The organism is Niveispirillum sp. (assembly GCF_017996735.1).
Taxonomy (GTDB): domain Bacteria; phylum Pseudomonadota; class Alphaproteobacteria; order Azospirillales; family Azospirillaceae; genus Niveispirillum.
In genome coordinates this window covers 1-14,698 of sequence record NZ_JAGOGJ010000152.1, presented here as the reverse complement: position 1 = coordinate 14,698, position 14,698 = coordinate 1, and the positions used below count along the sequence as shown (strand labels likewise).

9 protein-coding genes are annotated in these 14,698 nt (G+C 64.8%); 2 read left to right on the top strand and 7 right to left on the bottom strand.

The features are described 5' to 3' along the window. From KBA48_RS28430 to KBA48_RS28415, 4 genes are all read right to left on the bottom strand, one after another. On the bottom strand, positions 1-1,182 hold a 1,182-nt coding region (locus KBA48_RS28430), incomplete at its 3' end, for a carboxylesterase family protein (protein WP_292912070.1). 13 nt (positions 1,183-1,195) lie between these two features. Further along, positions 1,196-3,151, bottom strand: coding sequence for a glycoside hydrolase family 3 N-terminal domain-containing protein (locus tag KBA48_RS28425; RefSeq protein ID WP_292912069.1), 1,956 nt, complete (start codon positions 3,149-3,151; stop codon positions 1,196-1,198). 10 nt (positions 3,152-3,161) lie between these two features. Continuing rightward, positions 3,162-5,360 carry a beta-glucosidase gene (locus tag KBA48_RS28420; protein ID WP_292912068.1) on the bottom strand — a complete coding sequence of 733 codons (2,199 nt, stop codon included), beginning with the start codon at positions 5,358-5,360 and terminating at the stop codon, positions 3,162-3,164. A gap of 98 nt (positions 5,361-5,458) precedes the next feature. Then, complete coding sequence (locus tag KBA48_RS28415) at positions 5,459-7,642, bottom strand: TonB-dependent receptor (protein ID WP_292912067.1); 2,184 nt, start codon at positions 7,640-7,642, stop codon at positions 5,459-5,461. Between the two features lie 424 nt (positions 7,643-8,066). Here KBA48_RS28415 and KBA48_RS28410 point away from each other — a divergent pair, with 424 nt between their 5' ends. Both KBA48_RS28410 and KBA48_RS28405 read left to right on the top strand, forming a co-directional pair. Further along, a complete protein-coding gene (locus KBA48_RS28410; protein ID WP_292912066.1) occupies positions 8,067-9,110 on the top strand; it encodes a LacI family DNA-binding transcriptional regulator in 1,044 nt (347 codons plus the stop codon). A gap of 39 nt (positions 9,111-9,149) precedes the next feature. Next, on the top strand, positions 9,150-10,166 hold the full coding sequence (locus KBA48_RS28405; protein ID WP_292912065.1) for a LacI family DNA-binding transcriptional regulator: 1,017 nt from the start codon (positions 9,150-9,152) through the stop codon (positions 10,164-10,166). Here the strand turns inward: KBA48_RS28405 and KBA48_RS28400 are convergent. From KBA48_RS28400 to KBA48_RS28390, 3 genes are all read right to left on the bottom strand, one after another. Beyond that, complete coding sequence (locus tag KBA48_RS28400) at positions 10,155-11,024, bottom strand: ROK family protein (RefSeq protein ID WP_292912064.1); 870 nt, start codon at positions 11,022-11,024, stop codon at positions 10,155-10,157. The genes KBA48_RS28405 and KBA48_RS28400 overlap by 12 nt on opposite strands. A gap of 3 nt (positions 11,025-11,027) precedes the next feature. Then, on the bottom strand, positions 11,028-12,842 hold the full coding sequence (locus KBA48_RS28395) for an alpha-amylase family glycosyl hydrolase (RefSeq protein WP_292912063.1): 1,815 nt from the start codon (positions 12,840-12,842) through the stop codon (positions 11,028-11,030). Between the two features lie 101 nt (positions 12,843-12,943). Beyond that, a partial coding sequence (locus KBA48_RS28390) for a TonB-dependent receptor (RefSeq protein ID WP_292912062.1) occupies positions 12,944-14,698 on the bottom strand: 1,755 nt, incomplete at its 5' end.

Sequence of the window (14,698 nt, the reverse complement as noted above, 5' to 3'; positions counted from 1 at the left end):
TGGCTGCCCGCCGGCCACCCATTGCCGCGCCAGATGACGCGCCGGCTCGATGAAGATGCGGTCGCCGACGATCTTCCAGGTGGTCAGCAGCGGCGTCGGGCTGGCATAAGCCTCGCGCGCCGCCGCCTCGCTGGCGCCGAAGCCCTTCAGCAGCGTTTCCGTATCACCGATGGGAAAACCATCCAGGCCGGTGGCGCCGATCATCATCGGCATACGTTGCCCCCTGCCCGCCGCCACGGCCTTGGCCGGTTCCTCCACCAGGAACTTTCCGTCCATCATCGGGCCGGCATAATGGTCGACGCCCGCCCCCATGATGGACCGCATGTCCAGCCCATCAACGATGCGATCGGCCGGCAGGGCACGGAGCGCCGCCAGACCGGCGGCCCCGTCATCCTGCACCCCGGCCTTGCGGGCAAAATTCACCCCGCGCTTTTCCGCATCGGCCAGCGGGATCAGGCCCAGGCCGGTGGACCGGCCCCCACCCGACATGATGATGGCCTTGTCGAACAGGCCTTTGGCGGCGGGCGCCGTCAGCAGCGCATGTACAGACCGGCCGCCGGCGCTTTCCCCGAACAAGGTGACATTGGCCGGATCGCCGCCAAAGGCGGCGATGTTGCGGCGGACCCATTTCAGGGCCGCCACCTGATCCATGAAGCCGAAATTGCCGGTCGGCGCCGCCCCCGCCTCTGCCGACAGGGCGGGATGGGCGAAGAAGCCGAAACGGCCCAGGCGGTAATTCAGGCTGACCAGCACCACACCCGACCGGGCAAAGGCCGAGCCGTCATACACCGTGGGCGACGACCCGCCATTGACGAAGCCGCCGCCATGGATCCAGACCATGACTGGTCGCTTTGCCCCCGCCTGCGGCTTGGGTGCCCAGACATTGACATACAGGCAATCCTCCCCCATCGGTCCGCCCAGCGGGGCTGCATCGCCGGGGAACGGGTTCTGAAGACAGTCCAGACCATAGGTGTCGGCCTTGCGCACCCCCTGCCATGGCGTCACGGCTGCCGGCGGGCGCCAGCGCAAATTGCCCACCGGGGCGGCAGCATAGGGAATGCCCTTGAAGGCGGTGATATCGCCATCTGCCACCCCTTCCACCTCGCCGCCGTCGATTGTGACGGGATCGGCGGCGGCGGCAGGGGCCAGCAGCAGCAACAGGGCAACGAACAGGTGACGCATCGTCATCTCCCGATCAACGGCCAAAGCCGATGGGATAGGCCGGATTGACACTGTCATGCGGCAGCGCCGGCGATTGTGCCCGTACGGCGGACATGTCGGACGGGATCTCAAAGGGCAGCTTGCCCTTCGGCGGCGTAACGCCGCGCAGGGCGTCGAACAGGGCCGCATCGCTGATCCCGAAGGAGGCCAGCAGCAATGAAGCGTGCGGCCGCACCACCGAAAGGATGGCCGGCCGGTCCATGTCCACCGCCAGGATGACGGGACCGGCGGCGGCGGCCTGCTTCACGATGGCAAGACCGGCATTGTCGGACTTGAAATCCAGGTCACCCTCATGCTGACGCGAGCCGAAGAAATGGCCGGGATGCAGTTTCTGATGCGGGGTGGAGAGGCGGATCAGGCTGATATCCGCCTTGTTGGCACTGTCGACCAGGGTGAAACCCGCCGCCTGCGCCGCCGCCGGATCGACGCCATGCAGAAACAGGCGCTTGCCCTTATCCGGCAGGGCGATGGCACCCAGCTTGTTCTCCAGCACGACCAGCGACCGCGCCTGCGCCGCACGCCCGGCGGCCATCTTGTCCGCCGAACCGACGATGGTCGCGGCACGGGTGGCATCGACGAACGGGTTCTCGAACAGGCCCAGGCGGATTTTCAGGGCCAGGACACGGCCTACCGCTTCGTCCAGGCGCGCTTCCGGCAACAGTTTCTGTTCCACCGCCTCACGCAGGGCCGAACCGTCATCGACGCCGCCGAACTGATCGATACCGGCCAGCATGCCCTTGGCGAAGCGCTGCGGCTTGGTCAGATCCTCCACGCCCCAGGGCATGGCGATATCCTTGGGGCCCTGCGGCGGATTACCGGTGCGACAGCTCTCGTTGCAGTCATAGGTGATGGCCCAGTCGGACAGGACCAGCCCCTGGAACCTGTGCGTGCCGCGCAGCAGATCGGTCAGCAATTCCCGCGAATAGCCGCCGCCCACCGGTTCCACTACCTTGCCGTTCAGCACCAGACCCTTCTGGATCGTATAGGTGGGCATGATCCCGGTGGCCCCGGCCTCGAACGCGCCCTGAAAGGCCGCGACATGCCGGTCGAAACCACCCTTGGTGAAGTCGGTGAAGCGGCCATAGTAATTATGCCCGTCATAACCCTCGATGGCGGCGCCATAGCCGACCCAGTGCTTGACCACCGTGGCGACACCGGCGGTCGACAAGCCGGCATCCGCCCCCTGCATGCCCTGCACATAGGCCTTGACCTGGGCCGACACGCGGGCCGGGTCCTCCCCGAAGGTACCATTCAGGCGGGACCAGCGGGGTTCGGTGCCCAGATCCGCCTGGGGCGACAGGGCCATGGTGATGCCGACGGCCCGGTACTCATCGCGCACCATAGCGGCGAAGGTCCGGGTCAGGGCCGGATCATCGATGGAACCCAGCCCCAAGGTTTCCGGCCATTGCGAAAAACCCGTGGTCGTGACGCTGGCGCCCGCCGTCACCTGGAAATGGCTGCGCGGGTCGGTGGAGATCATCACGGGAATGCCCAGCCGGCCACTGGCCGCGATCTCCTGCAACCGGTTGTTCTCGGTCGCAAATTCCACGGGCTTCACGGCCATGCGGGTGATCATGGAGGTGACGTGCCGGTCCAGGATCATGGCGCGCGCCGGCTCCAGATCATAGGCCGGCCCCGGCGACATCATGCCCCCCTGTACGGGGGCGGTGCCATGCACCGCCTCCCCCGCCTTCTCCGCCAAGGTCATGCGTGCTACCAGATCGGCGGCACGCGCCTCCGGCGACAGGCGCCAATCCTCATAGGGGTTCAGTTTGCCGTCGCGGTTCAGGTCGCGGAAACTCAAGCCATCGGCCTTCACCTGCGGCTGACCGGCGGGCAGGGCCGGCTGTGGCGGTGCGGCGACACTGCTGCCGGTGGTCAGCAGCAATGCCGCCAGGGACGCCAGACCGGCCGTGGTTCTGTTCAACATATCCGCCCCCTTACGGCTTCAGCGTGCGCTGGCTGACGCGGGCCTTGCCCGACAGCACCGTCTGTGCGGCGGACGGGCCGACGGCAACGTCGTAATCACCGCCATCGATGCGCCATTGCCGCCCGGCCTCATCGAAATGGGCCAACAGGCGTGGGTCGGCCTTTACCGTGACGGTCCGGCGCTCACCGGGCTTCAGGTCGATCTTTTCAAAGCCGATCAGGCGGCGCAGCTTCTTGCCGGCGGCACCGGCCAGATAGATCTGCGGTGCATCCTTGCCCTGCAACGTGCCGGTATTGGTCACTTCAAAGCTGACGGTCAGCGTCTCGCCGCCCTTCACCCGCAGCTTGTCATAGGTGAAGGTCGTATAGGACAGGCCATGACCGAATGGGAACAGCGGCTTCATGCCCTTTGCCGCAAAACGGCGGTAACCCACGTCCGAACCCTCCTCATACACCACATCGAATTGCTGCTTTTCCGGCAGGCCCCAGCCCGGCAGGGTCGGGCGCGGATACTGGTCCAGGCTGGCCGGGAAGGTGACGGGCAGACGCCCGGACGGATTGACCTTGCCGGTCAGGACATCGGCAATGGCCTCGCCCCCCTTCTGCCCGCTGTACCAGGCGGAAACGACACCACCCACCTTGTCCAGCCAGGGCATCAGCACGGGACCGCCCGTCTGCAACACCACGATGCTGTTGGGATTGGCGGCGGCTACCGCTTCGATCAACTGGTCCTGCCCCTGCGGCAGGGACAGGTCGTAGGCATCCAGACCCTCGGACATCCACTGGTTGGCGAAGATGATGACGACGTCGGCGTCCTTGGCCAGGGCGGCAGCGGCAGCCGGGTAACGACCATCATTGAAGCTGACCGTAGCGCTGGGCAGTGCCGCGCGCAGGGCCTTCAAGGGAGAGGAATTGTGGAACGCCTGACGCAGCCAGGCGGCCATGAACCCTTCCCCACCCACGGGGATGACGGTCGGGTTGCCGCCATGGCTGGTGACCTGCGACGAACCCGCGCCCGACAGAACGCCGCTATCGGCATGACCGCCAATGACCGCCACCTTCTTCACGCCCGCCGCCAGGGGTAGGATGCCCTTGTTGGCCAGCAGCACGATGCCTTCATCGGCCACCTGCTTTGCGACGGCTTCATGGGCGGCGATATCGATGGCAGGAGCCGGTTTCGCCTCGAACAGGCCGGCGGCGAACATGGAGCGCAGGATACGCCGCGACATGTCGGACAGGCGTGCCTCCGGAATGCTGCCAGCGGCGACCGCCTGTTTCAGCGGTTCGCCGAACCAGACCTGATCATCCAACTGTTCGCCCGACTGCTGATCCAGGCCCTTGGCGGCATAGTCGGTGGCGTGTACCGCGCCCCAGTCCGACATGACCCAGCCCTTGTAGCCCCAATCGCCCTTCAGCACCTTGTTCAGCAAATGATCGCTGCCGCAGGAATAATCGCCATTCACCAGATTGTAGGCGCACATCACAGAGCCGGGCTGCCCCTTCTCGATGGCGATCTGGAAGGCCAGCAGGTCGCTTTCGCGATGCGCCGCCTCCCCGATGATGGAGTTAGCCCAGTGACGGTTGGTTTCCTGGCCGTTCAGGCTGAAATGCTTGACGGTCGAAACGATGTTCTGTGACTGGATGCCCCGGATGCTTTCGCCGGCCAGGGTACCAGCCAGCAACGGGTCTTCCCCCAGATATTCAAAATTGCGGCCGTTGCGCGGGTCACGAGCCAGATTGGCACCACCGGCCAACAGGACATTGAAACCCTTGGCCAGCGCCTCCTTCGCGATCATCGCGCCGCCATCATGGGCCAGCTTGGGATTGAAGCTGGCAGCCAGTGCCAGGCCGGATGGCAGGGCCGTGGCCGTGTCACCGGGGCGGATGCCCATCGGGTTGGTGACGCCCAGGCTGGCATCGGTTTCCTTCAGCGCCGGAATGCCCAGGCGCGGCACACCGGGAATATAGCCGGCGCCACCGATGGCGCCTTCCGGCAACCGCTCGATCTTGAAGGGCAATGCCATGGGCCCGTGCAGCAGGCCGATGCGCTCATCCGGCGTCAGCTCCGCATCCAGCAGCTTTGCCCGTTCATCGGGCGACAGCGTCGGGTCCCGCCAGTCCTTGGCCTCTGCCATGCGGATGCCGGTAGCAAGCGCCGTCACACAGAGGCCGGCGGCAAGGCCGCCCTTGATCAAGCGGTGGATATTCATCAATGCCTCCAGATTGGTTTTTTAAAAAAATGGCGCGGGGGACCCGTTTCGGGTGGGAAGGAAGGGGTGCACCAGAAGCCCCCCGCGCCGGAGGGAGATCAGAAATCGATCGACAGACGCACGCCGTAGGTACGCGGCGGCGCGTAGAAATCACCATTGCCGTTGGAGGCCAGACCGGCCGTGGCATTGGGGCTGGACGTCGTGCGGACGTCGTCATTCTCCAGATTGCGGGCAAATGCCATGACGCTCCACGCACCCTCTGCCGGCTTATAGGTCAGCGTCAGGTCGGTGCGGGTGAAGTCATCCTGCTTATTCTCCAGGAATCCATGATATTCCAGATACTTGGAGGACTCGTAATGGGTCTGGACCCGGGCCGTCAGGCTGGCTCCATCCGCCAGGGCGAATTCATGCTGGTAGCCCAGATTGATGGACCATTCTGGCGTGCGCGCCATCTGGCAGCCGGAGAAATCGGCCGGACGCGGCGCCGGTGCCGCATAGTTCGCGCTGTAGCAGCGGGAAATGTTGGCATTGGCGGCATTGTTGGAGAAGGCATCGCCGCGCGGCAGCAGGAACTTCTTGTACCGGGCATGCAGCCAGGACAGGCTGGCATCGATCCGGTCGGCTTCGGTCAGCAGATAATCGGTTTCCAGTTCCAGACCATAGATTTCCGCCTTGTCGGCGTTCAGGGTCACGGTCGCATCCTGACCGGCGATGGTGCCGATGGCCGAAATCTGGAAATCCTGATAATCGTAGTAGAAGGCCGATGCGTTCAATTGCAGCCGGTTGTCCAGCAACCGGTTCTTCACGCCCAATTCATAGGACGTGATGGTTTCCGGCTTGTAATCGTTCGGCTCCACCCCGTCGAAATAGCCGCCGGCCTTGTAGCCTGTGGCGACATTGGCATAGAGCATGCTGGCTTCGGCCAGATCGTAATCGACACCGGCGCGCCAGTTGACGCGATCCCAGGTATTGTCTGACACGTTCAGCGTCACCGTGCTGGTGATATCGCCGGCATTGTTGGTGAAGAAGGTGCCGCCATTGCGGCCCTTGCGGTCCTTGGTATAGCGCAGGCCACCCGTGAAGCGCAGTTCGTCGGTCGCCGACCATGTCATCTGGCTGAAGACCGCCTTGGTGGAGGCAAAGACGTCCGGCTGAATGAAGCTCAGATAGCGGTTGTCGGCCAGGAAGATACGGAAATCGACGTCATTGTCTTCCTTGAAATAATAGGCGCCGATCACCCATTTCAGGCTGTCGGTTTCCCCGCCCAGACGCAGTTCATGCGACCATGTCTCATCAAGCCCCTTGAAATAGTTGGGGGCATGGGTGGCCGGGTTTTCGCCCACACGGTCATCCTTGGCGGAATTGAAGCCGACCAGATAGGTCAGTTCGGCGAAGTCCAGGTCGTAATTGATCTCCGTCCCGGCACTCCAATAGGTATTGTCGCGATAGGTGTTGACGCGCGACAGGATGGTGCGCGGATCGCCCGTCTCCATGGGATAGGCGACGTCGCCGCCATTATTGCCGCCACGGGCCAGCCAGTCGGCGCGCAGGTTGATGGACAGTCTCTCCGCCGGCGTCCACAGCGCCTGGATGCGGGCCGACTTGTCGTCCTGACTGTCCTTGTCATTGCCGGCAACGGGACCCGGCGTGATCGACTTCTGATAGCCGTCATGGCGCGTGGTCTGGAAACCGGCGCGCACGGCGAACGTATCGCCCAGCGGCACGTTCAACACGCCGCTGGTGGTCAGCGCGTCGTAATTGCCGAACTCCACCGCAGCGGAGCCTTCAAGCTGCTGGGTCGGCTTCTTGGTGATGACATTGATGGCGCCGGCTGTGGCGTTGCGGCCATAAAGCGTGCCCTGCGGCCCGCGCAGAACCTCCACCCGGTCGATGTCATAGAACAGCGCGCCGGTGGCCGTGGCGCGGGCGATGTAGATGCCGTCGATATGATAGGCGACGGCGGGATCACCCACCTCTGTCACGTTGGTGCTGCCGATGCCGCGCATGAAAATCTGCGACGCGCCGCCACCGGTATTGGTGATCTGCAGGCTGGGCACCGTCGCCGACAGGTCAACGACGCTCTTCACGCCCGCACTCTCCAGGCCTTCGCCGGTGATGGCGGAAACCGCCAGCGGTGTCTCCTGAAGGTTTTCCGCACGGCGCTGTGCCGTGACGACGATCTCGTCAAGCTGCAGGGCGTTTTCGGCCGTCTGGGCAAAGGCCGTCAAACAGGGCGCCATGGCAACGATGGCGGCACCAAACATCAAAGAGGATTTGCGCATAAGGTCCACTCCCTTTTCGTCTTTTGATCGTTATGGGAAGCGAGCAAGAGCATCCGACGCCCGTCAGGCGACGGCCGGCCGTTTCCGCCACGGAAAATCCGCGCGGATGGATGAAGGCAAGGGCCGGCCGCTGACGCGCAAAGGCGTCAGGTGGCGGTGATGGTGCGTGCGGATAGGTTCATTCTCATCCCCCTGAAAACCGTCCCCTTATGGGGCTCTCGCTCGCGGTCGGCTTTTTGGGACAACGTTGTCCCCGCCGATCCGAAAATAACCGGTCTCTCTCTTCCGGTCGACAAATCTGGTACCATTGATAACTATCTTGTCGCAAGTAAAAAATGTCCAACGTTGTCCCTTCTGTTGCCCGCCCCTTAGTGATGGGGTAAAAACCAGCATCAGCAAGGATTTAGCCGGAGTTCCCCCTTCCGTGAGCAAGCCCACCATCCATGACGTGGCCCGCGTCGCCGGCGTGTCGATCAAGACCGTGTCGCGTGTACTGAACGGGGAACCCAAGGCCAGCGCCGCAACGCGGGAACGGGTCAAGGCTGCCGTGGCATCGCTGGATTATTCACCCAACCTGTCGGCCCGCAGCCTGTCGGCGTCCCGTAACTTCATGATGGCCTTTGTGTTCGCCACCTTTCCGGAAATGCCCAATGTGTCCCTGCAGAACGAATATATTGCGGGTCTGCAGGTGGGGGCGGTGACGGCGGCGCGGGCAGCCGGTTTCCACCTGCTGGTCGAACCGCTGGAGATGACGGATACCGACTTTGCCGAACGGGCAGCGCGCATCATCGCCATGCCAGCCGTGGATGGCTTCGTCATCATGCCCGGCCTTGCCGACGACCCGCGCCTGTTGCGGGTGCTGACCGAGCGGCCTGGCCATTACGTGCGGGTCAGCCCGGGCGTCGAACTGCCGGAATTGCCCGCCATGGTGCGTATCGATGATTACCGGGCCAGCGCCGACATGACACGGCACCTTCTGGACCTGGGGCACCGCCGCATCGGCTTCATCGGGGGCCGCCCCAATTTCGGCTCGGCGGAACTGCGCCTGCAGGCCTTCCGTGATGTGATGACGGCTGCTGGCGCCTTCGATCCTGCCCTGGTGCGCAACGGCGATTATACGCGGGAATCGGGCCGGATTGCGGGTGGCGAATTGCTGGCGCTGGACCGCCGCCCCACCGCCATCTTCGCCGCCAATGACAGCATGGCCATCGGCGTGATGGCCCTGGCCCAGCAGCAGGGATTGCGGGTACCGACCGATCTGTCGGTGGCGGGCATCGATGATATCAGCATGGCCTCGGCCATCTGGCCGGCACTGACCACGGTCCGCCAGCCGATCATCGCCATGGGCGCGGCGGCGGCTTCCTACATCGTGGCGGCCAGCCGGTCGGACAGTTCGCCCCCTACCCTGCCCTTTTTCCCCCACGAACTGGTCGTGCGGGACAGCACGGTCCCGCCACTGCACCCCTGAACCCCGTCTTCGGACAAACACGCGAGGCAGGCAGAAATCATGGATGTGACGATCAGCGATGTGGCGGAATATGCAGGCGTGTCGATCCGCACGGTCTCCCGCGTCCTGAACCGGTCGCCCAAGGTGAATGCCCAGACGCGGGAACAGGTGGAAGCCGCGATAAAGACGCTGGGATTCCGCCCCAGCGCGCGGGCACGCGGATTGGCGACGGGCCAGTCCTTTCTGATCGGTATGGTTCATAACGACCGCAATGCCCTGGTGCTGGATGAGGTGCAGCGGGGCATGGTGCGGGAGGCCACGCGGCGCGGGTACGAGATTGTCATTCACCCGACCCACACCCCCACGGAGGGGGCGGTGGACGATGTGCTGGAATTCATCAACCGGTCGCGGGTGGACGGTCTGGTCGTGCTTTCGCCGGTATCTACCATTGACGGGCTCCCCCAGGCGTTGGCAGCGGCGGGTGTGCCAGCGGTGGCGCTGTCCCCGACCGCCTTGAGTGGCTATACCGGCCTGGTCATTTTTGATGAACGGGCAGCGGCGGCCGACGTGGCGCGCCATCTGGTCGCGTTGGGGCACACGCGCATCGCACTGGTTTCCGGCCCGGCCACGGCCCATTCCGCCCGCGAGCGCCGAACCGGATTCATTTCCGCCCTGCTTGAACGGGGCTGCACCCTGTTGGGGGAGGAAGAGGGTGATTACGGTTTCAATTCCGGCGCCCTCGCCGCTGCGCGACTGCTGAACCTGAACCCGCGCCCAACCGCGATTTTTGCCGCCAATGACGTGATGGCCGCTGGCGTGCTGAAGGCGGCGGCGGCACGGGGCATCGCCGTGCCACGGGACCTGTCGGTCGTGGGTTTCGATGGCAGCATCCTGGCCGAGATGCTGACCCCCTCATTGACCACGGTTCATCGCCCCATGGGGGACATGGCACAATTGGCCACTGTCTGGCTGATCAATATGGCCGAGCGCGGTGAAGCACCGGTTCAGCCGGTGTTTCACCAGCACCTGACCCTGGTGCCCGGAGCCTCCAGCGCGGCAGCACCGTCAGGGGCGTGAATCCTGTGCGATGACCATGGCGCCCAGCACGCCCGCCCGGTTTTCCAGGGCCGGGGGTAGGATGAAATCGCCCCGCAGAGCGGGATGATCCAGATACCCGGCCAGATGCGTCCGCATCGCCTGTTCCGCCGCCTGTCGCACGCCGGACCGCTGCCCGACACCACCGCCCAGGATGATGCGCCGGGGTGAGGTGACCAGCAGCAGGCTGGCGCAGAGCTGGCCGATATAGTCCCCGACCAGCGGCCAGACGGGATGATCCTCGTCCAACTCCTCCGCCGGGCGCCCCACACGGGCGGCGATGGCCGGGCCGCAGGCCAGACCTTCCAGGCAATCGCCATGGAAGGGGCAATGACCGGCAAACGGGTCCTTCACGGGATCACGGCGGACCAGCAGGTGACCGGCCTCCGGATGCAGCAGCCCATGCACGGGCGCGCCATTCACCACCAGCCCGACGCCGATGCCCGTACCGACCGTGATATAGGCGAAGTCGCGCAGTCCCTGTGCGGCACCCCAGCGTCCCTCCCCCAGGGCGGCGCCATTGACGTCGGTATCAAGATGGACCGGCACCCCGAAACGGGCGGCCAGCGGCTCCACCAGCTTTGTCTGCGACCAGCCGGGCTTGGGCGTGTTGGTGATGCGCAGGCCGCCGGGATCGGCCGGGTCCAGACAGAGCGGGCCGAAACTGGCGATGCCGATGGCGTCGAAGGGCATCAACCCGTCCAACGTCGCGATGATGCCGGCCATGGTGGTGGCGGGATCGGTGGTGGGAATACGGACGGGGTCGGTCAGGTCATGCGGGCCGCTTCCGGCCGCCACGACAACCTTGGTCCCACCCAGTTCGATGCAGGCGACGCGCATATCCTACCCGTCCTTCTTCACCAGCCAGCGCAGGCCCCAGGGGGCCAGCGCCACAGACTGCGCCGTGACGTCCGTGCCGTCCAGCAGGTCGTACCAGATCCCGCCGCCCAACGCCGCGCCGAGGTCGGCTATCATCGCCTGGTCCTTGAACCAGCCCAGACAGACAAGCCGCTCTCCAGCCCCCTTCGAACGCTCGAAGACCAGCAGGCCGGGATCGGGCGATGGCAGCGGCCGGGCCGGGTTGGCGGCGTGCAGCGCGGGGTGATCCCGGCGCAAGCCGGCAAACCGGGCAATCGCGGCATGGATGCTCCCTTCCGGCCGGGTCCAGTCCATGCGCGGCCGGTGCAGCCAGCGGCCATCATCATGGTCGGACTCCGATGCATAATCAGGATCATTGGTCAGCGCCCGCTCATCCCCCATATAGATGGCGGGAATGCCATCCAGGGCGAAGGTGACGCCATAGAGCAGCCGCAGCCGCGCCAGCGCCGCGTCATTGTCGGCCCCGTCGCGCATCCCGGCCAGCGATGCGGCCATGCCGTTGGTCGAGCGCACGGCCCCCGGCTCTGCCTGGAAAGCCTGGCCGTCGGCGAACGAGCCGGGCACGGCGCCGGCATAGAAATCGGAGATCCAGGCCAGGGTCTCGTCAGGGATCACGCCCTTCAGCGCCCCCCAGATGATATCGTCATGGCAGCGGACATAGGTCAGCCACCCCGCCCCCGGCGGCTTGGCCAGCGCCTGGGTCAGACAGGTCGATAGCGGCCGCGTGTCCCCCGTGGCCAGCGCGGCCCACAGCGCCGTCATGGCGGTGTTGTTGTAGGCCAGATGACATTCCGGCCTGTCGGCATCGCCCAGAAACGGCAGCACCTCCGCCAGCCCGACAATCGCTTCTGCCTTCAATGCCACGGCCGGGGCCGCGATCGCCAGGGCAGCACGCCAGGCCCGCACCACCTGATGCGTCTCTGGCAACCCCCGGCAATCGGTGCCGGCGCGTTTCCACAGGAAGGGTGCGCTGTCCAGACGAAACACTTCCGCCCCCTGGTTGGCCAGGTACAGCAGCACATCCATCATCTCGATAAAGACGGCGGGATTGGCGTAGTTCAGATCCCACTGGAACGGATAGAAGGTGGTCCAGACATGCCCGCCCATTTCCGGCACAAGGGTGAAATTGCCGGGCGCCGTCTGCGGGAACACCTGTCCCAGATGCGCCTCCAGCGCCGCCACCTGCCCGGCACTTTCCACGACATGATAGAAGTCGCGGAACCGGGTATCGCCCGCCTTGGCCGCCACGGCCCATTCATGGCTGTCGGCCGTATGGTTGCAGACGATATCCAGGCACAGGCTGATCCCGCGCGCCCGCAGGTCGGACGCCAGCGCGCGCAGATCATCGATGGTACCCAGTTTGGGATCGACCTGCCGGAAATCGGCTACGGCAAAGCCGCCATCGCTGTCGCCCTCCCGCGGTTTCAGCAGGGGCAGCGGATGAAAATAGGTAACGCCCAGGCACGACAACGCGTCCAGCCGGGCGCGCGTGCCGGCCAGCGTGCCGCCGAACCGGTCGATATAGGTGCAATACCCCACCATTTCCGGCCGCTGGAACCAGTCGGGCGCCATTTCCCGCGCCACGTCCAGGTCGCACAGGTCCGACGGACGGGCCATGGCGGCGGACAGAAGACGGGTCGCCAGATCCCGCTCCCACGACCCCTCGCCATAAAGCGGGCGAAGCGCGTCCAGCACCCGCTGCCAATGCCGCCCGATCCGCGCCGACAGCCGGCGGGACAGGACGCTATCGTCGGGAAGGGCCAGAGGAAAGGCAGACATGGGAAAAACCTGCTCAGCAATGCCGTTGGACGGCTGAAAAGAAAACCCGGCCGGGGTCCGGAAGGAAGGAGAGGGGGAGGCCCCCGGCCGGGAGTGCCACGTCAGAAGCTGTATTTCAGCGTGGCAGTGCTGGAACGCCCGTTGATGGACCGGGCGCGAATGATATTGTCCATGCCGCTGACGATGGAGCCTTCCTCGGATTCCGTCAGGCCCTTGGCATTGAACAGGTTGTTGACGTTCAGGGACAGCGACAGCCCGTCGGTGATGGCGGCATCGGCGAACAGGTTCACCTGCGCATAACCGGGCATCACCAGCAGATTGTCATCCTGTGCATAGGATTTGGTGGTGCCGATGATGTTGGCGCCCAGCGTATAGCCTTCATAGCTGTAGGACGGGGTAAGCTGATAGACCAGCTTGGCCTGACGGCGGGGCGTGTTGCCCTTCACCGCCGGGGTCAGCGCGTCCTTGGAAATCTCCGCATCCGTCCAGGTGGCCCCACCGGTCAGCAGGAAACCCTCATAGCGGTAGCTGGCTTCCAGTTCGATACCCTTGGCGGTATAGGTCCGGTCAAAGAAGCGCTGGCTGGTCGCCTCGAAATTCTGCTCCTGCGTCTTGGCATAGAAGGCGGTGGCGAACAGGCTGACCCCATCCCCGCGCCATTTCAGGCCGGCTTCGTACTGGTCGACCATATCGACCGCATCCTGCTTGGCCACCGACCCATCGGCGCGCAGACGGCCGAACAGCAGACGGTCGGCATTGGCGCGCCCGCCCTGGCTGACGCGGGCAAAGGCGGCCAGATCGGGATCGATCATGTAATTGGCGCCGACCGACCAGGACCAGTAGCCCCAATCATAATTGATGGGCTGCGGATTGGCGCTGTCGATGACCGACACCGACCGTTCGGGAACGGAGATGGTGCCGTCGCGGTTCACATCCACCTGGGCCTGACGGCTGGCGATATAATGGCCGCGGGCCTTGCCCTCGTCCCGGCGCAGTGACCCATCCAGGTTCCACTGGCCCATTTCCCATGCCGCCGACACATAGGGCGCGTCGATATCATATTGCGCGTCATAGCGGCGGGTGCAGCAATTGCCCCACAGCGGCACGCCATAGGCCAGCAGCCCATTGCTGGTCAGCTTCTGGCCGGCGGCGTTGTACACATCCAGCAGGCGGCCATCCTGGCCCTTCACATCCATGACATAGGTGTTCCACAGCCAGTCCATCTCGATATTCTGGCGGGCCTTGTAGTAACCGGCTGTCAGATCGATGGTGCTGTCGCCGCTGACGATGGCCTTGGTCAGCTTGAAGTCGTTGGCCAGGTTGGAGAAATCATTGATCTCCACATCGAACAGGGCGATGCGTGTGGCCAGACCATTGCCGTTCAGCGCCGACGGCGTGCCGATGGTGGAACCGTCCGTGTAGCGCAGGGTGGCGCCGGTGCCGCCGATGGCGGTGGCCAGGGCCTGCGCCCCCATCACTTCCTGCGGGAACGGGCTGACGAAGCGGCCCGACGTGTCGGCCACGCGCAGCTTGTTGGCGACCGTCCAGCCATCGGCCAGATCGAACTTGAATTCCCCGCCCACCGCCGTGGAAACCGGGTGCATCCCGTCCTTCAGGCTGCTGGTGCGGACATTATTGTCGCCATCCAGACCGACATTGGTCAGGAAGTTGGGCGTATGCAGGCTGTCGGACAGCAGGCTGAAATTCGCGATGGAGCGGATCTTGGGATCGCTGTTGCTGCCGCTGACCAGCACCGGCTGCGGCAGGTAACCGATGGCGCGGTCGTTCAGATACTTGAAATAAACGCGGGCATAGCCGTTTTCGAACTCGCGGGTCAGGTTGGCCTTGATCTGGCC